The 21,852-nt window shown below is 63.4% G+C and carries 16 protein-coding genes; 10 read left to right on the forward strand and 6 right to left on the reverse strand.

Annotated features, from left to right (window positions below; all coding sequences use genetic code 11):
* Positions 1 to 45 precede the first annotated feature (45 nt).
* The 3 genes from recQ (at position 46) to Q6D67_RS05895 (ending at position 3,742) form a co-directional block, all read left to right on the forward strand.
* Entirely contained in the window at positions 46 to 1,851 is a 1,806-nt protein-coding gene (gene recQ, locus Q6D67_RS05885) for a DNA helicase RecQ (protein ID WP_304704659.1), read from the forward strand.
* A gap of 108 nt (positions 1,852 to 1,959) precedes the next feature.
* A complete protein-coding gene (locus tag Q6D67_RS05890; protein WP_304704660.1) occupies positions 1,960 to 3,147 on the forward strand; it encodes a hydroxymethylglutaryl-CoA reductase in 1,188 nt (395 codons plus the stop codon).
* A 172-nt stretch (positions 3,148 to 3,319) separates the two neighbouring features.
* On the forward strand, positions 3,320 to 3,742 hold the full coding sequence (locus Q6D67_RS05895; RefSeq protein ID WP_304704661.1) for a nuclear transport factor 2 family protein: 423 nt from the start codon (positions 3,320 to 3,322) through the stop codon (positions 3,740 to 3,742).
* A 553-nt stretch (positions 3,743 to 4,295) separates the two neighbouring features.
* On the opposite strand, the gene Q6D67_RS05900 is transcribed toward Q6D67_RS05895, so the two are convergent.
* The gene (locus Q6D67_RS05900; protein ID WP_304704662.1) at positions 4,296 to 5,423 is read right to left on the reverse strand and encodes a hypothetical protein; all 1,128 of its coding nucleotides are present in this window, start codon (positions 5,421 to 5,423) and stop codon (positions 4,296 to 4,298) included.
* A gap of 204 nt (positions 5,424 to 5,627) precedes the next feature.
* Here Q6D67_RS05900 and Q6D67_RS05905 point away from each other — a divergent pair, with 204 nt between their 5' ends.
* Entirely contained in the window at positions 5,628 to 7,163 is a 1,536-nt protein-coding gene (locus tag Q6D67_RS05905) for an AbgT family transporter (RefSeq protein WP_304704663.1), read from the forward strand.
* Here Q6D67_RS05905 and Q6D67_RS05910 read toward each other — a convergent pair.
* The 3 genes from Q6D67_RS05910 to recA all read right to left on the reverse strand — a co-directional run bounded on the left by Q6D67_RS05910 (position 7,157) and on the right by recA (position 10,847).
* On the reverse strand, positions 7,157 to 8,962 hold the full coding sequence (locus Q6D67_RS05910; RefSeq protein WP_304704664.1) for an ABC transporter ATP-binding protein/permease: 1,806 nt from the start codon (positions 8,960 to 8,962) through the stop codon (positions 7,157 to 7,159). The genes Q6D67_RS05905 and Q6D67_RS05910 overlap by 7 nt on opposite strands.
* Before the next feature lie 137 nt (positions 8,963 to 9,099).
* Positions 9,100 to 9,678, reverse strand: a complete 579-nt coding sequence (locus Q6D67_RS05915) for a regulatory protein RecX (protein ID WP_304704665.1) — start codon at positions 9,676 to 9,678, stop codon at positions 9,100 to 9,102.
* Positions 9,679 to 9,794: 116 nt separating this feature from the next.
* On the reverse strand, positions 9,795 to 10,847 hold the full coding sequence (gene recA / locus Q6D67_RS05920) for a recombinase RecA (RefSeq protein WP_304704666.1): 1,053 nt from the start codon (positions 10,845 to 10,847) through the stop codon (positions 9,795 to 9,797).
* Positions 10,848 to 11,116: 269 nt separating this feature from the next.
* Here recA and Q6D67_RS05925 point away from each other — a divergent pair, with 269 nt between their 5' ends.
* Entirely contained in the window at positions 11,117 to 11,674 is a 558-nt protein-coding gene (locus tag Q6D67_RS05925; RefSeq protein ID WP_304704667.1) for a hypothetical protein, read from the forward strand.
* Positions 11,675 to 11,692: 18 nt separating this feature from the next.
* On the opposite strand, the gene Q6D67_RS05930 is transcribed toward Q6D67_RS05925, so the two are convergent.
* Both Q6D67_RS05930 and Q6D67_RS05935 read right to left on the reverse strand, forming a co-directional pair.
* On the reverse strand, positions 11,693 to 12,727 hold the full coding sequence (locus tag Q6D67_RS05930) for a succinylglutamate desuccinylase/aspartoacylase family protein (RefSeq protein ID WP_304704668.1): 1,035 nt from the start codon (positions 12,725 to 12,727) through the stop codon (positions 11,693 to 11,695).
* Positions 12,724 to 14,199 carry a glutamate--cysteine ligase gene (locus Q6D67_RS05935; RefSeq protein WP_304704669.1) on the reverse strand — a complete coding sequence of 492 codons (1,476 nt, stop codon included), beginning with the start codon at positions 14,197 to 14,199 and terminating at the stop codon, positions 12,724 to 12,726. The genes Q6D67_RS05930 and Q6D67_RS05935 overlap by 4 nt, the downstream gene beginning before the upstream one ends.
* Before the next feature lie 122 nt (positions 14,200 to 14,321).
* Between Q6D67_RS05935 and Q6D67_RS05940 the strand changes: the two genes are divergently transcribed.
* Genes Q6D67_RS05940 through Q6D67_RS05960 form a run of 5 tightly spaced genes read left to right on the forward strand, consistent with a single transcriptional unit; the run spans position 14,322 to position 21,739 of the window.
* Positions 14,322 to 14,792, forward strand: a complete 471-nt coding sequence (locus tag Q6D67_RS05940) for a YbjN domain-containing protein (protein WP_304704670.1) — start codon at positions 14,322 to 14,324, stop codon at positions 14,790 to 14,792.
* Between the two features lie 30 nt (positions 14,793 to 14,822).
* Complete coding sequence (locus Q6D67_RS05945; RefSeq protein WP_304704671.1) at positions 14,823 to 16,262, forward strand: Wadjet anti-phage system protein JetA family protein; 1,440 nt, start codon at positions 14,823 to 14,825, stop codon at positions 16,260 to 16,262.
* Entirely contained in the window at positions 16,240 to 16,914 is a 675-nt protein-coding gene (locus Q6D67_RS05950) for a DUF4194 domain-containing protein (protein ID WP_304704672.1), read from the forward strand. The genes Q6D67_RS05945 and Q6D67_RS05950 overlap by 23 nt, the downstream gene beginning before the upstream one ends.
* Positions 16,915 to 16,960: 46 nt before the next feature.
* Entirely contained in the window at positions 16,961 to 20,608 is a 3,648-nt protein-coding gene (locus tag Q6D67_RS05955; protein ID WP_304704673.1) for an ATP-binding protein, read from the forward strand.
* Entirely contained in the window at positions 20,609 to 21,739 is a 1,131-nt protein-coding gene (locus Q6D67_RS05960; RefSeq protein ID WP_304704674.1) for a Wadjet anti-phage system protein JetD domain-containing protein, read from the forward strand. It begins immediately after the preceding gene.
* Positions 21,740 to 21,852 lie beyond the last annotated feature (113 nt).

Below are 21,852 nucleotides of genomic sequence, written 5' to 3' on the forward strand. Positions count from 1 at the left end.
CAAGATCGACGGATTCAGAGCTCGCCTGAGGTATACTCCGCGGCCATGACTTCTCCCCTCACTGTACTCCAGACCGTTTTCGGCTACCCCGCCTTTCGCCCGCTGCAGGAAGCGGTGGTGCAGCGGCTGGTGGACGGCGAAGACGCGCTCGTGCTGATGCCCACCGGCGGCGGCAAATCCCTCTGCTACCAGGTGCCGGCACTGGTGCGCCCCGGCTGCGGGATTGTCATCTCGCCGCTGATTGCCCTGATGCAGGACCAGGTCGATGCCCTGCGGGAGCTCGGTGTCAGGGCCGCCTACCTCAATTCCAGCCTCGATTCGGCCACCGCACAGACCGTCGAGCAGGCCCTGGCAAACGGCCAGCTGGACCTGCTCTACATCGCCCCGGAACGCCTGGTGCAGAACCGCATGCTGGACCTGCTGCAGCGCGCGGACATTGCCCTGTTCGCCATCGATGAAGCCCACTGCGTGTCCCAATGGGGCCACGATTTTCGCGCCGACTACCTGCAGCTGAGCCTGCTGCACGAGCGCTTCCCGGCGGTGCCGCGGATAGCGCTTACCGCCACCGCCGATGCCCGTACCCGCCAGGAAATCATCACCCGGCTGGACCTGGAGGGCGCGGAGAAATTCATTGCCGGCTTCGACCGGCCCAATATCCGCTACCGCATCGCGTTGAAGCAGAACCCGAAGCAGCAGCTGCTGCGGTTCCTGAAGGCGGAACACCCGCGGGACGCGGGCATCGTCTACTGCCTGTCGCGCAAGAAAGTGGAGGAAACCGCGCTGTGGTTACAGCAGGAGGGCTATAACGCCCTGCCCTATCACGCCGGCCTGCCGGCGGCCCTGCGCAGCAGCCACCAGTCGCGCTTCCTGCGCGAGGACGCGGTCATCATGGTCGCCACCATCGCCTTCGGCATGGGCATCGACAAGCCGGATGTGCGCTTCGTCGCCCACCTGGACTTGCCCAAGACCATAGAAGCCTACTACCAGGAAACCGGCCGCGCCGGCCGCGACGGCCTGCCCGCGGACGCCTGGCTCGTGTACGGGCTGCAGGATGTACTGAAGCTGCGCCAGATGATGGACAATTCCGAGGGCAGCGCCGAACACAAACGCGCGGAGCAGCAGCGCCTCAATGCCATGCTCGGCCTGTGTGAAATCACCACCTGCCGGCGCCAGGCCCTGCTGCACTACTTTGGCGATGACCTGCCCCAGCCCTGCGGCAATTGCGACACCTGTCTGGAACCGGTGCCCACCTGGGACGGTACCGAGGCAGCCCGCATGGCCCTGAGCGCGGTCTACCGCACCGGCCAGCGGTTCGGGGTCAACCACCTGATCGAGGTGCTGCGCGGCATCGAGAACGATCGCATTTTCCAGTACGACCACCACTGCCTGCCCACCTTCGGCGTCGGCAAGGCCCTGGACAACCACCAGTGGCGCTCGGTTTTCCGGCAGCTGGTGGCGGGAGGCTACCTGACCGCGGACCTGGAGCGCTTTGGCGCCCTGCGCCTGCAGGACAAGTGCCGCGGCCTGCTCAAGGGCGAGGAAACCCTGCAGCTACGCAAGGATATTGCGCGCAAGGCGACCCGCCAGCAGACCCGCCAGCCCCTGCCAGAGGAGGTAGACGTCGGCCTCTGGGAAGCCCTGCGCGAATGCCGCCGATCACTGGCGGAAACCCAGGGCATACCGCCTTATATTATTTTCCACGACCGCACCCTGCAGGACATGTGCGCTCAACTACCGCGCGATATTGCCGCCTTTGGCCGCCTCAGCGGCGTTGGCGAACGCAAGCGCGACAAGTATGGGCGCGACTTTCTGCGGGTGATCGAACAGCACCTGGAACAATCCACCGCCTGAGGGTGGATCTCCGCCGCAAGCGCAGGCGCAGGCGGAGCAGCACCGTGGCCCTGCTTGCGCCCGGATGCCCTTTTTCCTACCCTTTGTGTTTTTTCCGAGGACAATGCCATGAGCAATAACAAGATCCCGCGCAGCAACGACAACGATTACGGCCGCGACATCATCGCCGAACGCCAGGCCTTTATCGAAGAGAAAACGCCGGCGAAGCTGCACCATACCCGCGAGTTCTCCTTCGAACCCGAGGTGATGGCGGGCAACATCGAAAACATGTTTGGCGCAGTCCAGGTCCCCGTCGGCCTGGCCGGCCCCCTGCTGATTGACGGCGAGCACGCCAAGGGAGAATTCTACGTACCCATGGCCACCGTCGAGGGCACCATGCTGGCCAGCTACAACCGCGGCATGAAAGTGATCCGCGAAAGTGGCGGGGTAAAAACCACGGTCTGCGGCGAGGCCATGCAGCGTGCGCCCTGCTTCGTATTCAAGGACGCCCGCGATGCCCGGGATTTCAACGAATGGCTGGTTGAGAACTTCACCGCCATCAAGGAAGTGGCCGAGAGCACAACCTCGATAGGCAAGCTCAACGAGGTCGAACACTATATCGCCCACAACATGGTGTTCACCCGCTTTGACTACAGCACCGGCGACGCCGCCGGCCAGAATATGACCAGCAAGGCGACCTTCGTCGCCTGCGAGTGGATACGCGAGCAGTTCCCGAAAATGCGCCACTACCTGCTGTCCGGCAACTTCGACACCGAGAAACGCACCTCCTCGGTGAATTCGCTGAAGGGCCGCGGGCGCCGGGTCACTGCGGAAATCACCGTCCCCCGCGACGTACTGCAGGCCCATCTGCGCATTACCCCGGAAGCCATGCACTATGGCTGGGGCATTACCACGATTGCCTCTTTCCTCACCCACTCATCCAACAACGCCGCCCACCCCGCCAACGGTCTCGCCGCCCTGTACCTGGCCACCGGTCAGGATATCGCCAACATCGGCGAATCCAATCAGTGCACCGTCTACACCCGGGTGACCCGGGACGGCGACTATTTCTTCTCCATCACCCTGCCCGCCCTGATCCTCGCCACCTACGGCGGCGGCACCAACCTGCCCACCCAGCGCGAATGCCTGGAAATCATGGACTGCCACGGCAAGGGCAAGGCCCTGAAGCTGGCGGAAATTGCCGCCGGACTGGTGGTCGCCGGAGAGCTGTCGCTGGGTGCCGCCACCCGCGTCGACAAGGAGACTCGGCAGAATGAGTGGGTCAACGCCCACGAGCGCCTGGGCCGCAACCGTTGATACCGCTCCCAGCCCTGCAGCCAGTTATCGAATAGTTAAACCAGCGCCCGCCCACTGCATTGCCGCGGCAGAGCTGGATTGAAATGCTGTACCGGCAACATGGCGCAGCCCACAGCGGCGTCTAAGATAGGGGCATGGCGCCGCCCGGCGCTCCTTCGCTTGAGTAACGGCCATGACGACAGAGACAGACAACAAGGCAAGGGCCCGCCAGTTCCTGGCAGACCTGAGCGCCGGCAATGTAGACGGGGCCCTTGCTGCCTACGCGAAGAACGGCTGCGTTGAAACCATGGGTTCGACGCTGATTTCCGGTGTCAGCGAGTATCCCGAGCTGCCCGGCGCCATCGCCAGCATCATGGAAGTCTTCCCCAAGGGCATCACCTTCACCGTACGCGGCATGGTGGCAGAGGGGGAAAAAGTGGCGGTGGAAGCCTCCAGCGAAGGCGAACACGTCTCCGGCCAGACCTACAGCAACGACTACCACTTCCTGTTCGAATTCGACAAGGGCAAGCTGGTCAAGCTGACGGAGTACATGGATACCGAGCAGGTGACCGACGTGCTCTGCCGCGGGCAGCGGCCGCCCTACCCGCTCGACTGAGGCTTCGTATCCTGCCATCCAGGGCAGGCGCTGTTGGTGCGGGGACTTCGAGAGCGGGGATGGGGCTGACGGACACGCCGTCAATACGTCCGTGTAGGCTTGTTTGAAACATCCATGTTTCATACAGTCCGTCAGCCCCCTTCCCGCCCTCAAAGTCCTTCAGACTCAGTGGTGGCTGCAAGCCTATGCAACCTGCAAGCCACGAGCGGATTCTGCAGCCCCGGAGTGCTCCCGAAGTTAGGCAGACCCAGTGCGTGGATCTGCGAGCCTGGTGCTGAGCTGTGCGCTTCGAGCCTTGTAAAGTGCCGAGTATTTCGAGTCTTGTGCCGTAAGAGGCATAGGGAGCCCCGCCCCCCATCTCGGACTGTTGAAAACATGGATGTTTTCACCAAGCCTACAGGGATGTATTGACGGCGTGTCCGAGATGGGGGGCGGGGCTACCGATGCCGGCGACGTTGCGAAAACAAGCCTAAACTGCCGCGCCTGGGCGGCCCCACCTGGGCGGCCCCACCTAGCCGGCCGCACCTGGGCGGCCGCACCTAGGCGGCCCCACCTAGGCGGCCCCATCAAACCAGTCGTTAAAGCCGTAGCTGCGCGACGGCCCGATGTGCATCTGCTCGAGGACGCCGTGGCCGACGCGGTCGCCGCAGGTGGCGCGCACGACCTGTTGGACATGCAGGTTCTCCAGCGCCAGTGGGTCGAGGTCGCTGTCGCGCCAGCTCTCCCCGGCAATCACCAGCTCGCCGTGCCACTTGCCGTGGCCCCACTGCGGATGCTGGTAGCCCAGGCCCTTCATGTGGTGCACCAGTAGCGGTTCCAGGGTGACGGTCATGGCCTCCCCGGCGCGATCACGCATGGTCACGGTGGCGCTGGCGGCGCGGCGGGTGCCGGGTAGCATGGTGATGTCGTGCTCGACCGCGCCCTGCCAGACAGTGGCCGCGGGGTCGCTGGTACCGGGAATAGCCTCGACGTTTTCGTAGCGTGGCAGAAACCCCTGGTCGCAGTGCCACTGGTGGCCGCTGTCGTCCTCGAACCAGCCCGCCAGGCTGCACTGGTCTTGCCAGTGGATCGGCATCCAGCAGAAATGCACGGCCTGGAAGTTGCTGATCGGGGCGCCACCCGGCCAGGGCTCACCCACGGGGCGGATGCCCCAGGAACGGTCCTTGAGGCCAAAGGTGGTGGCACCGTCGACCCGCAGTTCACGGCCATCATAGCGAATCCAGCCATGCCAGCTGCCAAACTGATCGAGGCGTGTCGCATCCATCACCAGATGCCGCTCGTTGCGCAGAGTTTGCCTGCCCTCCTCCATACACGCTGTGTAAGACGTAAACACCAGGTCGCACTCAATGCCCGTATCGTTGGCTGCGATGGTCAGCTGATGGCGGCCCATCGGTTCGAGGATATGCAGGACAAAGGGTCCGACGCTGGTATCGGTGGGCTCGGACGGCGCCCGGCGCGAGCCGTGGAAAGCGTATTGTTGGCCGTCCAGCGCCAGGCTCAGGCTGCAGTCCATGATGCCCAGGTTGGGATAGCGGCAGAGACCGATCCCGAAATAAAAGCCGCCGTCGCGGTCGTGGGCGTTGTACCAATAGCGGTCATAGGTACAGCGATCACTGCTGGCGGTCAGCGCGATGGGTTCGGCGGTCTGGTGAATGGGGTAGTCGTCGAATCTGGAAAGCATTGTGGCGGCCCATTTGTTATTGGAGTTGGCTCGAGCATGACCGAGCGCGATGCCCCGCACAAGCGCAACACGGCTACGGCCGCACCCCGTTCAGCAAATCAAACCAATAGTGGGGCGAGGCGCTGATGCCTGTGAAATTGCCTGTGGGTTTGTCTCCCGCGCCGGGTCGAATTACACTGCGCTTTTCCCCGGGAAGCGTCCGGCATGAACCAGGCACCACTCTCCTCCACCCGCACCCAGAAAGTCCTTGCCAGTATCGAACGCGCCGGTAACAAGCTGCCCGACCCGGCGGTCCTGTTCATTGCCCTGCTGTTTGTTACCTGGGGTCTGTCGCTGCTGTTCTCACTGTTCGAGTACGATTCGATCGACCCCCGCAATGGCGAGCCGCTGGTGGTGGTAAACCAGCTCTCGGCGGGCGCAATGACCCAGTTCCTGTCTGAGATGGTCACCACCTTCGCCCACTTCCACCCGATTGGTGTGGTGCTGGTCGCAATGCTGGGGATTGGTGTTGCCGAGCACACCGGCTTTATCAATTCCACCTTGCGGGCCATGCTGGGTGTCACTGCCCGCTGGCTGCTGACGCCCATGGTGATCATGGTCGGCATCGTCAGCCACACCGCGGCTGACGCCGGCTATGTGCTGGTTATTCCCCTGGGCGGGATCATCTTTCACGCTGCGGGGCGGCATCCGCTTGCAGGGATTGCCGCCGCCTTTGCCGGCGTTTCCGGTGGCTATTCCGCCAACTTTGTTCCCTCCGCAGTGGACCCGATGCTGCAGGGAATCTCGCAATCCGCGGCCCAGATCATTGATCCGTCGGTGGTGCTGAACCCGCTGAACAACTATTTTTTCACCGCGGCCTCTTCGCTGCTGATCATTCTCGTAGGCTGGCTGATCACCGACAAATTTGTCGAACCGCGGCTGCAGCACAGTCCGCTGGATAAGGGCGTGGCGGATGAGACCGGGATGCAGGAACTCGGCGACAAAGAGCGTCGCGCCCTGCGCCTGGCCCTCTGGGGCATGCTGGCGGCGGTTGTCCTGCTGGTACTGAGCGCACTGCCCGCAGATTCGGCCTGGCGTGGGCCCACTGGCTCATTGACCGAAGCGGGGGCGCCCCTGATGGCGTCGATCGTACCGCTGATCTTCCTGCTGTTTCTGCTGCCCGGGGTGGTCTACGGCATTGCCGCCGGCACCGTGACCAGCAGCCGCGACGTTATCGAGGGCATGACCAAGACCATGCAGACCATGGGCTACTACCTGGTCATCATGTTTTTCATTGCCCAGTTCATCTACGCCTTTGGCGCTTCCAACCTGGGCATTCTGCTGGCGGTCAAGGGCGCCGCCGGCCTGCAGGCGCTGGGTTTGCCCGGCGCACTCACCATCTCCGGCATTGTGCTGCTGACCGGCCTGCTGAACCTGTTCGTGGGCTCCGCATCCGCCAAGTGGGCACTGCTGGCGCCGATCCTGGTACCGATGCTGATGAAACTGGGCGCCTCGCCGGACCTGACCCAGGCCGCCTACCGGATCGGCGACTCCACCACCAACATCATTACTCCGCTGATGCCCTACTTCCCGCTGGTAGTGGTGTACTGTCAGCGCTATATCCGCGGTGCCGGTATCGGCACGGTAACGGCCCTGATGCTGCCCTACTCCGTGACCTTCATCATTCTCTGGACCCTGTTTTTGCTGGGCTACTGGGCGCTGGACCTGCCGCTGGGACTGCAGTCCAGTTATACCTACTGAGCGGGAGCCACCAGCGGAGTCTGCTCATCCTGCTGGGCGCGCCACAGCGCCGCGTAGTGCGCGTCCCGCGCCAGCAGTTCCCGGTGGCCACCCTGCTCGACAATGCGGCCCTGGTGCAGCACCAGAATGCGGTCCGCATCGACCAAGGTGGACAGGCGGTGCGCAATCACCAGGCTGGTGTGGTGCTGGGCTATCTCCCGCAGCGCTGCCAGAATCGACTGCTCTGAGCGGCTGTCCAGGCTTGAGGTGGCCTCGTCGAACACCAGGATCGGCGGCCGCTTCAGTACCGTCCGGGCGATAGACACCCGCTGCTTCTCGCCCCCGGACAGTTTCAGGCCGCGCTCTCCCACCCGGGTCTCGCCACCCTCGGGAAGCTGGGCCAGGAATTCCTCCAGGTGCGCCATGCGGATTGCCTGGGCGACCTCCGCGTCGGAGGCACCGGGCTTGCCGTAACGCACATTCTCCAGCAACGTATCGTTGAACAGCACCGTGTCCTGGGGCACGATCCCGATCGCCCGACGCAGAGACTGCTGGGTCACCGTCGCAATATCCTGGCCGTCGATGGTGATACCGCCGGCGGTAGGGTCATAGAAACGGAACAACAGCTTTACCAGGGTGGATTTGCCGGCACCGCTGGCACCGACCACTGCTACCTTCTGGCCCGGCAGCACCTCGAAACTGACGCCCTGCAGAATCGGCCGTTCCGGCTGGTAATAAAAACCCACGTTGTCGAAACAGATCGCCGCCTCCCGCACTGCCAGCGCCGGCGCGCCGCGCTGGTCGACAACCATGGGGCGCACATCCAGCAGGGCGAACAGTTTCTCGATATTGGCCATCGCGCCCTTCATCTCCCGGTAGACAAAGCCCAGGAACCCCAGTGGCATGAACAGCTGGATCATGTACTGGCTGATCAGGATGAAGTCGCCGAGGGTGAGCACGCCTGCGCGCACCTGATAGACCGCCAGCCCGATCATCGCGGTCTGAGACAGGGCGATAATCAGCGCCTGGCCGCCATTGAGCCCAAACAGTGACAGCCGGTTCTTGCGTCGGGCCATCTCCCAACGCTCCAGGTCTTCGTCGTAGCGGTGTGCTTCGAAATCTTCGTTACCGAAATACTTGACCGTTTCGAAGTTCAGCAGACTGTCCACGGCCCGGGTATTGCTGGCCGAATCCGCCTCATTCATTTCCCGGACGAAGCGCGTCCGCCACTCGGTGGCACCGAAGGAAAACCAGCCATAGGCAAGCACGGACAGCAGCGTGAGCAGCGCATAGCTGGCGCCATACGCGACCAGAAACACCGTGACCACGGCGGCGATCTCGAACAGGGTGGGCACGATATTGAACACCATGAACCGGAGCAGGAAGCTGACCCCACTGGTGCCGCGCTCAATATCCCGGGCCAGACCACCCGTGCGCCGCTGCAGGTGAAAATCCAGATCCAGGGCGTGCACGTGGCGGAATACCTTGAGACCGAGGTTGCGCATCGCCCGCTCGGTCACGCGGCCGAACAGGGTGTCGCGCAACTCGCCGAAGAGGACACTGGATAACCGCGCCAGGCCGTAGGCCAATACCAGACCCAGAGCCACCATACCCGCCAGTTGCGCACCGGCTTCCAGGTTCATGCCATCCACCAGATATTTCATGATGAAGGGAATCACCAGCATCGCACCCTTGGCCAGCAGCAAGCACACCAGCGCGAGGGCAATACGGCGCCGGTGGTCGCGCAGGTAGGGCCACAGGCGCGGCAGGATGGACCAGTTCAGGGTCTGGCCAGGCTCCGCGGAGTTAGTCGGCCGCATACGTCTTGGGCCTGGGCAGATGGGGTGTGAGGGTCATTGCTGCAGCTCGTTACTCGGGCAGCGGAGGATAGCAAAGATTAAGGGCTCAAGGTTCCCAGCGCGTGCTGAATCACTGTTCACCGGGTCGACAGCTGCCCTCATTCATCCAGCAAATGCCGGAAGTGCTCCGGGGCAAAGCCGCGATACTGCATGAAACGCATACGGCGGGCCTTTTCCTTGAACGCCGCCTGTTGCGCTTGCCGGCGCGCGACAGGGTCGAGAGCATTGTCGTCACGCCCGAATGATTCGCTGGCAGGTGGAGCATCGAAAGCACCACCGAACTTGCGGGAAAACACGTCCTCGGCGGCGGCAAACCAGTCCGGTTCGACGGCGGCGTGGGCGGCCGCTATCGCCGCATCATCCAGACCCCGTTCACGCATGTCCTGCCGAACGCGGGCCGGGCCATAGCCCCTTCGCAGGCGCTGGCGCAGCAGGCTTTCCCCATAGCGCTCGTCGCTCTGCAGATTTTCCCGCTGTAATTCCTGCAATACGGAAGAAACCAGGTCGGGGGCATCGAAGCGACGACACAACTTGCTTTGTAATTCGGACTGGGAGTGTTCGCGGCGTGCGAGCAGGTTCATGGCGGCAACGCGGACATCGGCGAGCCGGATGCCTTGATCGTCAGCGCCGGTAACGCCGTCAGGGCGGTTGGCTTGATTCCTGGTGTCAACTTGCACCAATAGTCACTCCCGGAGTTGACTGAAAAAAAGCGCCGGGGATGTGAGAGTGGGGTCAGTGGGTGCCCCGGCGCCGAAAACCACCGGTGACCCTGGAGGGCCACCGGGCTCTGTGGTCATTCGTCAGCGAGGTCGTCTTCCGCGGCGATGGCTTCCTTGCCATCTTTCTTCGCCGGCACCACCGCCACCATCATCTGCTTGCGAATCTCGGTCTCAATCTCACTGGCGACCGCAGGGTTGTCCTCCAGGAACTTGGCCGCGTTGGCCTTGCCCTGGCCGATCTTGTCGCCCTTGTAGGCGTACCAGGCACCGGATTTGTCGACCAGGCTGAGCTTGACGCCCCAGTCGATAACCTCGCCCATGTGGTAGATGCCCTTGCCGTACATGATCTGGAACTCGGCCTGTTTGAACGGAGGCGACACCTTGTTCTTGACTACCTTCACCCGGGTTTCGTTGCCGATGACCTCGTCACCGTCCTTGACCGCGCCAATACGGCGGATGTCCAGGCGCACCGACGCATAAAACTTCAGCGCGTTGCCGCCGGTGGTGGTCTCCGGGTTGCCGAACATCACCCCGATCTTCATCCGGATCTGGTTGATGAAGATGACAAGGCAGTTGCTGTGCTTGATGGCGCCGGTCAGCTTGCGCATGGCCTGGCTCAGCAGGCGGGCCTGCAGGCCCACGTGGGAGTCGCCCATCTCTCCCTCAATCTCGGCTTTCGGCGTCAGTGCCGCGACGGAGTCGATTACCAGCACATCCACCGCACCGGAGCGCACCAGCATCTCGGCGACTTCCAGAGCCTGCTCGCCGGTGTCGGGCTGGGACAGAATGAGGTCGTCCACCTGCACCCCGAGCTTCTCGGCATAGGAGGGGTCCAGGGCGTGCTCGGCGTCGATAAAGGCCGCGGTGCCGCCCAGCTTCTGGGACTCGGCGATCACCTGCAGGGTCAGCGTGGTCTTGCCCGATGACTCCGGGCCGTAGATTTCGCAGATACGTCCCTTGGGCAGGCCGCCGATGCCCAGGGCGATGTCCAGCCCCAGGGAGCCGGTCGAGATGGCGGGCATGGCTACGCGCTCGTTGTCGCCCATGCGCATGACTGTGCCTTTGCCGAACTGGCGTTCAATCTGGCTGAGGGCTGCGTCCAGTGCTTTTTGCTTGTTGGCGTCCATAATCGACTGCTCCTGTCGTTGTTGCGGCTCTGCTGTGTGATTTTCTGGCCTGGTTGCCTATTGGCGTGGTGGCACCCGGCCTGACTACTGTATATATACTCAGTGCATTGACCGGTAAATGCAAGCCCCAAATCCAGACAAATACGGGCAAATCCGACCAGCACTGGAACACCTGCCTGTTCAGGCGACAGGTCTGCAGCAAAGGAGATGCAGGCTGCCCGTTTTGGTGTAAGCTCGGATCCTCAAGCCCGAGTGCCGGGAGACCTGCCATGCGACCGATTGCCTTTCTGCTGACCCTGCTGCTGGCGGGTTCTGCCCAGGCCAACCCCACTGCAGACTACTGGCAGGCACTGACCACGCTCTGTGGCAGGGCCTTCGCCGGCCAGCTGATCGATGCCCCGGCAGGCGACGACTTCGCCGGCAAGTCGCTGGTGATGCATGTGCGGGACTGCTCCGAAAACCGCATTCGCATTCCCTTCGTGGTCGGCGACGACCTGTCCCGTACCTGGGTACTGACCCGCAGCGAGGACCGCATCACACTCAAGCACGATCACCGCCACGCCGACGGCAGCCCCGACGTCATCACCATGTACGGCGGTACCAGCAGCAACGCCGGCCGTGCGGGGGAACAGCTGTTTCCCGCCGATGAGGAAACCCGCGAGATCATAGAGCCCGCCTTCGCCAATGTCTGGACCATGCGGGTCACGCCGGGGGAAGTCTTCACCTACGGTCTCTGGCGGTTGGGCACAGCGCGCGTCTTCCGGGTGGATTTTGACCTCAGCCAACCGGTAGAGCCACCGCCGGCGCCCTGGGGCTGGGAAGATTGATCCTGTCGAACAGCCGCCTCAGGTGACGTCAGCCGCCTCGTTCTGCTCGATGGCATAGAACAGGCAATCGCTGCGCGCGATGGCGGCGTTGGTGGTGATCATGAACAGCTTGAGCGGCGCGGCCGGAAACAGGCGTCCCGCTGCCACCCGCAGCAAGCGGCTGACCGCGCAGCGGCCGCTCGCGTCCTGGGCCCAGAACAGTGAGCGCAACTCACCATTGACCCAGCCCAGGGGCACGTCCGGTTGCACCACGCCGAAGTTGAGCTGCTCGATATCGGGCCGCAGAACCACCGGAAACGCGGGGTCCGCCTGCTCCGCATAGGCCAGCCCAATACCCGGGTTGAGCTCGAGCCGGATGGGGTTGCGCAATAGCTCCAGCCCCCATTCTGTTACCTCCCCGGCCAGCACCTGCGGCCTCTGCAGATACTCGCACAGCCCCGACCAGGCCAGCTCATGGGCGCAGTCATCCAGGCGCCCGCCCACCTCCACCGTCACGGTAGGGTAACTGTGTTCGCTGATCTCCATCAGCGCGCCCAGGTTGAGCCGGGTTACGATCATGCGCCGGGTGAACAGCGATACCAGGGCATCGTGCTGCCGATCCATGTGGGTACAGACCCCAAAGGCGGGGCCGGTGCCGGAAGTGTTGTGCATGTCCACCACCGCCTCGGGGTGATGCAGGCGCAGGATCTCCAGGATCTCCTCCGCCAGGCGGCCCTGCTCGTCGTCAAAGGGGGGCCGGAAGCAGCGGTTGAGGTCCCGTTCTCCAGGCAACATCCGGTGGCTGAAGCAGGGCGTCGTCAGGGCCGCCTGCACCGAAGCGACAATACACACCGTATTGACCGCGGGCTGGCGACCGGATTTAAGCCAGCGAAACAGGGCCATCGCGCCGGAGGGTTCATTGCCGTGCAGCAGAGTGACGATAGCGCGGGTGCGGCTATTGTCGAGGCCCTCCAGGAAAATACTCGCAGGGCCGCCGAGATAGCGCAGGAAGGACTCCACACTGGTGCCGATTTCGGTGGCGAGGGGGTTGCGGAGAAACCGGAAGCGCTTCATAGAGGCCACTCCGCCACCGGGTCGTTGCCAGCAGTACAATCCATGTATGCCTCCAGCATTGCCTGTAAATCAGCCGCATCCGGCCGCTTGTCCGCCCCGGTCTGCGCCAGCCGCCCCAGCTGCCAGCGGGCACCGGTCTGGCCGTTCGCCAGGCGCCGCTCGATAATACCGAGATAGTGCGAAATCGAGTGCTCGTCAATACCTATCGCAAGCAGGCCGCGCCGCGCCACCGGCAGCATATCGGCAATTATCGCAGCCGCGGTCTGCTCCTCACAGGCGCACTGCCTGTCCCGCGGCCAGACCAGGCGTGCATCCAGACCGTACTGGGCCGCCCGGTAAAAATTGTGTTCCGCAAAATTGAACGGCAGTGCCGGCAGCCAGGTGTTGATTGTGGGCCGCAACCCCTCGGCCATGCCAATCAGAAAGGCGGCATTGGCGACCATGTCCGCTGCGGTAGGGCCTGCCGGCAGTGCCCGCATCTCGATGCGCAGGTGCCCGCCTTCTGTAGCGTCATAGACCGGCCGGTTCCAGAGCCAGACGGTACTCTGGTGCAGCTGCAACTCGGGGAGCTGCGGCGGCTGCGCCGCCTCATCGGTATCTGCAAGCTCCTCGGCGCAGACCGGCAAAAGCGGCCGATAGAGGCGCACCGCCTCCACGAACAGCTCGGCTGCCTCGCGCCGTACCCAACCCTGGCCAAAGTTGACCCGCGCCGGCTCGTTCCAACTGTAACGGTCGGGCAGGCGAGTATCGATCGATTGCTTGAACAGGGGAATCCGCGTCTCCTGCCACAGGCAGTGACCAAACAGGGTAGGAGAATTACCCGCAACGGCCACCACCAGCGGCGTTACCGCCTGGACGGCATTGAAGGTGTCGGCAAAATGCCGGGGGTCGACCCGGTAGTGGACCTGGAAGGAGGTATTGGCGCCCTCGAGCGTAACGTCATCCATTTCCAGCCGCAGCGGGTGCCTGCCGTTGAGATCAATCCGGAACTGTCGGCCACGGCGCTCAATGAGCTGTTCCACCAGGGCCGCGAAGCGCTGCTTGCCGGTCAGGCACGCCGGCCCGAAATCCGTCAGCTGCAAGGTAGGCAGAATCCCGATAGGCACGATCCGGGCATCGCGCTCCGCTGCCAGGCTGCGCAGGCACTGGAGCTTGCCCAGAATTTCCTGTTCCAGCGCCCGCAGCGGATTGTCAGCGATAGCAACCGGTGTCAGGTTGTATTCCAGATTATAGCGGTTCAACTCCAGGGTGAGCTGTGGGTCACTCGCCGCCGCCTGCAGCTCTTCATTGAGCAGCGCGGGGCGCCCCTGCCGGTCGACGATATACAGCTCCAGCTCGGCACCAAGCGAGCCAGGGCCCTGGCCGAACCCGGGCACAGCCAGCGTCTGCCGCAGCCGCTCCAGGTTGCGTTCCAGGCGCTCACCAAAACGGAGATAATCCCCGGAGGTGAACTGCGTATGCTGAATATCCATGCCCATTGCTGTTTTATAGCACAGTTGGTCTCCAGGCCAAGAGCGCCGACGACAGAAGGCGGTAGAGGATCGCGGCCCCTTGGCGTAAAATCTCCCCCACGTTTATCGGAAATACTGTTGTCATGCCCACACCCGTCACCCCCGATCGCTCCCTGCTGGAAAGCTGGCTCAACGCCACCGCTGTCGAAAGCTACGTGTGCGAACATTGCGAAAACCTGCACCTGAGCGAGCTCCGCGCCCAGGAAGGGGTGCTGGACAGCCGTCTGATTCAGGAGTCCTTTGGCCTGCTGTTCACCACCGAGCTGGAAATCCGGCCCATGGCCCTGCTCGCCCTGTCGGCGGACCTGGGGCGCCTGAACATGGAGTACCCGACCCTGAAAATCTTTCTCGACATCGTCGACGATGCCACCCCGCAACTGGTGGCTGCCAGCATCTTCCCCGGCAATGAGGGCCTGACCCAGGGGCAGTTCAACCACTTTGTCGCCATCGCCATGCAGGCCACCCTGCTGTTGGCGGAAGAGTGCCTGCGGCTGGACTACCTGTTCTCCGAGGACGGCGCCACCCGCCAGCAGCCGCGTTCCGTGCTGCATTGAGTGGCGGCTGTGAGCCATTAGCTAAAGGCCATGTTTTTTACCGACGAGCGCACGCAGTTCTTCAGGCCACTTACCGGCAAGTACCGGGAGCAAATCGCCGAATGCCTGCGCCTGCTACATGAGCGGCTGTACAGTTCGCACGCCGACTATGGCGAGTCACTGCGCCGGGAACAGATCCTGGACCTGTTTTCCGAAGCACTGGAACGTGCCCCGCTGCTCGAGGGCGAGGAAGAGGGACGCTTCAACAGTAACCGCGAGCAGGCCGGCTGGATTCTCAACCAATTGGTGGAGAACGGCTGGCTCAAGCGCGACAAGGATGAAGCCTCTTTCCAGTCCACTTACCCCTTCAGTCGCAGCGGGCGCCTGTTCACCCAGACGCTGGCGGAAGTGGACGGCCGCAGCGTGCGCACCCGCCACCGCAATACGCGCAACACGCTCAATGCGCTTTCCGCGTTCCTCGAGCGCGGCGAAGTCTACGACCTGCTGGACGCCTACGAACACTCCGAGCGCATCATCGCCGACTTTACCGACATCATCGCCGAGCTTGAGGAGCGCAAACGGGAGCTGGTTCGCGAAGTTGAAGCGCAGCAACTGGTGCAGCAGGCGTCGGACCAGTTTTTCGATTTCATGGAGAAGCGGTTCCAGCCGGACGTAGCCATCCGTCTTTCGGCCGACAGTGTCGAGAAACATCGCGAGCGCATCCAGCGCACCATCGAAAAAATTCGCCGCAAGCAAAACAAGTGGAAGGCCAGCGCAGAACGCGAACTGCGCCGGCTGGCTCCGGAACTGGTGGTGAGCGACGAGGGCTCGGTGCTCTGGCACCTGCTGGACAGCATCGACAGCCGCATGCGCAATGCATCCGAGATAATGCTGCCGTCTCTGCGCCGCACCCTGCAGGGGTTTACCCGCCGCGCCGACATCATCATCCGCCAACTCAGCTATGTACACAGCCAGAAGCACAATGACATTGTCGGCCTGTGCCGCGAATTGTCCGAGCTGGACGATGCCAGTTTCAACCAGCGCCTGGCCGCCGCCGGTGACGCCATGGCGGGCCTGAAGCTGGGCCTGGTAGACCCGGCGCACAATCGCCTGCGGGAACAACGGCAAAAACGCCCGGTGCGCAGCCGCATCACCGAGCTTTCTGCACCGGACGCGGCCACGCGCCACGAGCTGTTGCTCCAGCAGTTACTGGAGAAAGCCTTCAATATCAACAACCGCGCACTGCGCGACTACCTGCGCGAGGCGCTCGGCGCCAGCCGCCGCATCGACAGCCGCGACCTGCCTGTCAACAACGCCGGCGACCTGCTGGCTCTGAGCCATGTGATCGAACTCGGTAGCGCCGACCACGCCGAGACGGGTTTCCGTCTGCGCCTGGAGCGCACCGAGCCGATCACCGGGGAACACTATTTCACCCGCAGGGACGGCTTCCTGCTGGAACTGGAGCACGATGACGATACGAACAGCCCTTGAAGACGCGCTGGAAGCACGCGGCGTCAGCGCGGAGCAATTCTCCGAACTGATGATCCGCTTGCTCGACCACGGCGTGCTGTGCCGCGACGAGAATAAGCGCGAGGCAGAGTTCTACGATCGTTACCTGCAGGTGGCGGACCTGGTGGAGGACTATCTCAATGTCCTGCGGATTCGCCTGCTGCACGAACCCCGCTTCCATTCCCTGCGCCTGTTCCCGCCCGGCGCCGAGGTGCCGGGCCTGGCCGACATCGACGACGCATTCAACAGCGGCCTGCGAGAACGCCTCAGCCAGCCGGAAGTGGCGCTGATTCTGGTGCTGCGCGCGGAATACGACAAGACGCTACGCGAAGGACAGATCGACGAGAACGGCCAGGTGACGCTGCCGCTGGAAGCCCTGAGTCTCGCCCACAAGAACCTGCTCGGCCGTCCGATGCCGGAGGGGCTGGTGGACCGCCGCAACCTGTTCCGCCGCTTGCGTCAGCTGCGGCTCATCCGCTACGCCGGCGACGAGGCGCTGGAGGACAGCGAATCCTGGCTCACCATCCGCCCCGACATTACCAGTCTGGTCAGCGACACTGTGCTTGCGGAGCTGGCAGACGCTGGCGAGCCAGCCAGCAACGATACACCGTCATCTGATGAGGACGCGCCGTGACTATGAAAAGCCGCGCCGCCGCCAGCCACAGGGATCCCCTCACTCCATGTACCTGAAACACGCCATTACCGTGAACTGGGGCAACCTGCCCCCGGAAGAACTGGAATTCGGCCCGGTGAACCTGTTTTCCGGCGGCAACGGCTCGGGCAAGACCACCGCCGCCGACGCCCTCCAGACCCTGATGACCGCGGCCCACGACAACCTGTTCACCTACAACCCGGGGCAGGATGAAACCACCCAACGCGGCCGCGGCGGCAAGCAGGTGCGCACCCTCGCCTCCTACGTGCTGGGTTGTGACGACGGCGCCTTCGCCCGGCCCTGGGACTGCGATGGCTACATCGCCGGCATCTTCCATCCCACCAGGGGAGAAACCGCGGAGCCTTTTACCGCAGTAATCGGCGTGCGCGCCCACCTCGACCGCGCCGGGGTCCAGCCGCAGGCGCGGCAGGACGAACTGCTGATGATGATCGTGCCTGGCGAGATGCTCAGACTCTCCCACTTCGTGCGTGAATACCCCGATGGCCGCCACGCTGTGCCGATCACCGAATTGCCCAACCTGCTGCGCCAGGAGTTTGGCAAAAAGGCGGTGGAAACCTACGAACGCAAGGGCGCCTATCTGTCGCGACTGTTCGGCGCGCTGCGTGGCAAGCGCGACGCGGTGTCCCAGCGCGAGGGTACCAACGCCGCGCGTACTTTCGCCCGCTTCATGGCCTACAAGCCGGTGGATTCCATCGACCAGTTTGTCGCGGGCGAAGTGCTGGAGGCGCGCGACCTGGGCGACACCATCCGCCGTATTCGCGAGCTGCTGCGGACCGTGCACGGCATGGAGCAGGAAGCCCGGCAGCTGCGCGACAGTGTCGAGCTGCTGGGGCGGTCCCGCGACCAGGCGGAGCGCTACCTGGAGAGCTGGCTGCAGCGTACCACTGTGACCTACGGCGCCGCCGCCCAGCAGCAGCGGCGCAATCAGGCGCTGTATAACGCGGAGAAAGATCAGCAGCTCGCCCTGCGCCAACAGCAGGCGACACTGAAAACCGAGCGGCAGGAAATACAGCGACGCAAAACTCACGCCCTCAACGAGTTGACCGAGCTCAAGGCCCGCATCCAGGGCATCCCCGCCCTGCGCAGCAAAGAGGAACTGGAAACCCGGCGGAGCACCCTTACCGGCAAACTGCACGAGGGAGCCCGCCCTCTGCTGGAACAGGACCAGCAGCGGAGCGCGAATATCACCGCCCTGCGCAACATCCGCGACATTCTCAGCCGCCACAGTCTGGAACTACTGTTGCCGGAACTGGCCGCGCGCGGTTGGCGCAACACGGCGAAAGAACTGCTGGCCCGCGCCGACCGACCGGTGCCCGACCTGAACCAGCTACTGGCACGAGACTGGATCGACCTCAGCCCGCTGGAGGCCGGACTGGACCTGAGCCGCGAAGAACAGCCCCTGCACAACGCACTGGCGGATATCCTGCACACCACCGACAACGCCAGGAGCGAGCGGGAAGCCGTATCGCTGTCCCAGCGTCTGGACCGGCTGCTTGCCGACCGCGAACGCGAACTGCGCGGCGTCGAGCAGGAACAGCAGCGCATCGAGCAGCAAATCAAGACCCTGCAGTCCCACCAGGTCAGCTACCCCCGGGATGTAGATGAAGCGCTGGCGGCTATACGCAAGGAGTGCCCCAAAGCCGACCCGCGGGTGCTCTGCGACCACGTGGAAGTCACCGACCCGGACTGGCAGATGGCCATCGAGGGCTATCTCGGCGGCGCCCGTTTCGGCATCCTGGTGGAGCCGGAGTTCGAGGCCGAGGCAATCCGTATCGTGCGCCGGCTGACGGGCGCGCGCCGCAATCGCACCCGGGTAATCCAGGGCGAGCAGGCACGCCGGGACGCCGAGCGCCAGTCCCTGCCGGAAGACTCCATTTTCCATGTACTGCGTTTTTCCCACGGCATAGCCGAACACTACCTCAAGGCCTCCTACGGCAGCGTGGTACGAGTGCCGGCTGCCGACACCCTGCGCCTCACCCGGCGCGGCATTACAGCGGACGGTCTCGCCTCCGGCAACTACGCCATGTTCCGCTGCGATGTGAGCGACAGCGAACTGGTATTCGGCGCGGCCGCCCGGGAGCGCAACCTGCTCGCCCAACAACAGGCCCTGCAGGATGTACAAGTCCAGCACCAAAATGCCAACGACGCCTACCAGGCGGTGCGACAACTACATCAACAGGTACACCATTTCCGGCCGCTGAACTGGGTGGAAGCTGTTACCAGCCTGCTCGACAGCCAGCGCCAGCTGCGGGAAGTGGATACCGCGCTGGAGAACCTCGATCTCAGCGACCACCGGGATCTGGAACAGGAGTGTGAACAGGCGCAGCAACGCTATCAGTCCCTGGACGAAGAGCAGCGCGAGCAGGATAAACGCGAGGGACAGCTGGATGAACAGCTCACTACCTGCGGTAATAAACTGCGCGACTTCGCCGACAACAGCGAAGCTCTGGAGCAGGCCCGCGACGATGCCGAAGCCGCGCTACTTGCCAGCGAACGCCACTGGCCGGGGCTCGACGTCCAACCGCGTATCGAATGGATGGACCAGCGCCTCGACGCGGTCCATGAGGCCATCGACTTCGTCGCCGAGGAGAAAGCGCTCGACGACAGCTTGATGAAGCAGGCGGTGGGATTGCAGCAGTCCATCAACCAGTACAACCAGCAGGCCCAGCCGGCAGACCATGTCCTCGCCGACACTGCCGAGGAACTGCACAGCGCACCTTTCTTCGGCCATGTGCGGACGCTGCAGCAACAACTCGATAACCTGCACAACCGCCTGCGCAACAACGTATTGCTGGCGAGACAGGAAGAACTCGGCAGATTGCGTGACACTTTCAACACCACCTTCGTCAGCGACCTGTGCCACGAGATCCACCAGGCGGTGCGCGACGGCGAGCGTACCCTCAAAAGCCTCAACAAGGAGCTCGAACACCACCGCTTCGGCGCCGACCGGGAGCGCTTCGCTTTCGACTGGAGCTGGCTGCCTGAATTCAAGGAGTACTGGGACTTCTTCCGCGAGATTATCGACATCCCCAACCTCGGCGACGGCAGCAGCCTGTTCGATGCCAATCTCTCGGAAAAGGCGGGCGGGGTGCGCGACCGCCTGCTGACCCTGCTGCTGGACGGCGACGAACAACAGGCCCTGCGCGAGCTGGAGCGCATCAGCGACTACCGCAAGTACCGCCGCTACGACATCCTCAAGTACCCCGAGAACAAAACACCGATCCGTCTCAGCCAGTACGGCACTGGCTCCGGCGGCCAATTGGAAACGCCCGCCTACATCATCCGCGCCGCCGCCATCACCAGCGCCTTCCGCTTCAACGAAGGCGACAGCCACCTGCGCATGGTGATCGTCGACGAAGCCTTCATGCACATGGACGAGACCCGCTCCCGGGAGGTCATTGGCTACCTGACCAAAACACTCGGCCTGCAGTTGATCTTTATCATGCCCAGCAGCAAGTCCGGTCCCTTCCTCGACCTGGTGAGCAACCAGTTCGTGTTCAGCAAGGTGCCCAGCACCGTACCGATGGGTGAACTGAATACACGCGTATTGCTGGATCGCCAGCAGCTCAACGTGGAACGGGTGGCGGAACTGTGGGCGCAGCACCGCCGGGTGATCCGCCAGCAGGGAGCGCTGGATTTTATGGATGAGGTGTAGATGGCCGACGGCGACGGCAACCGTCAGGGCGACCCTCCCGGCTGGCTGGCAGAGGAAGGCTGGCTGCGGGAGCTGCTCGGCTGGTTCCTCGACCGTTTGGATGGGCCACGGCAGCGGGACGTAACCCGCCGGATCAAAAAATCCACGGTGCCCGCCCTGTTCCGGTTTTCCGAGAATACCGGCTACCGCTGGCGGCTGGTTGAACAACTAGCCACCGTGTACGGTATTTTCAGCATCGGCTACGATCACCGCATCGAAGGCCACCAGGAACGCTACGAGAACGCGCAGTTACGGCTGAACCCGGACAGCGAGGCGGTGTTACGGGACTGGCTCCAGCGCCCGCGCCTCGACCCGACTTTGCTGGTCTGGCAAAGTGTGCTTGCTCAATATAGTGAACACTTCACTGACAGCGGCGCCGCGCTGCTCGCCAGCCCGCCCCGGTACCCCGACTGGGAAATCAGCGAACTGGCCGCGGCCTTCGCCACTATTGGAGAGCACCTGGACAGCGGCCTGAGCCTGCGCGAAATCGCCGCCCGATGCTTTCGCGGCGACTCCAAGTTTCTCGATAATCGCCAGGAACTGCTGAGCAAACTCTACGGCGAACGTGTCGCGGCCATCGCGCCTCGCCCCCTGCTATTGACAGCCTGGGCTCCGCCGGGTTTCCAGCGCTTGCTGGTTGTGGAAAACCAGGACAGCTTCCTGCGCCTGGTGGAGCGGCCTCCGCCCGCTTACGCCCTCTTGTACAGTGGAGGCTTTCGTGCCAGCGCGCAGCGGTTGAGTAGCCTGCATACACGCTTTGCCTTTCTACCCGGCAGCAACAGCGAAGGCTTTCAGGAGCGCTGGCTGGATACAGCACTCCCCACGTACTTCTGGGGGGACCTGGATTTTGCCGGCTTTGGAATTCTCAAAGGGCTACGCCAAAGCCTGCCGACACTGCGAGCCTGGGAGCCGGGCTACCGGCCAATGCTGCAATCACTGGAAAACGGCGGAGGCCACAGCGCCGGGCAGGCCTACAAGACCGGACAAATTGACCCGGTACAGACCGGGTGCGCCTACAGCGATACCGCGCTGCTGCCAGCCTTGCGCCAGCACCAACGCTTTGTGGATCAGGAAGCAGTCGCTCTGGGATAATGCACTATCGGACGGCTTGATATTGTGGGGGATCACCGCCTTCTGTTGCTGAAGGTTCCGCAACCCCGCCGCCATCGCGTAGAATCGCGCCTTTAAGCGCAGCAAGGTTTTCC

Origin of the sequence: Haliea sp. E1-2-M8 (assembly GCF_030649675.1) — a bacterium.
GTDB lineage: Bacteria > Pseudomonadota > Gammaproteobacteria > Pseudomonadales > Halieaceae > Haliea.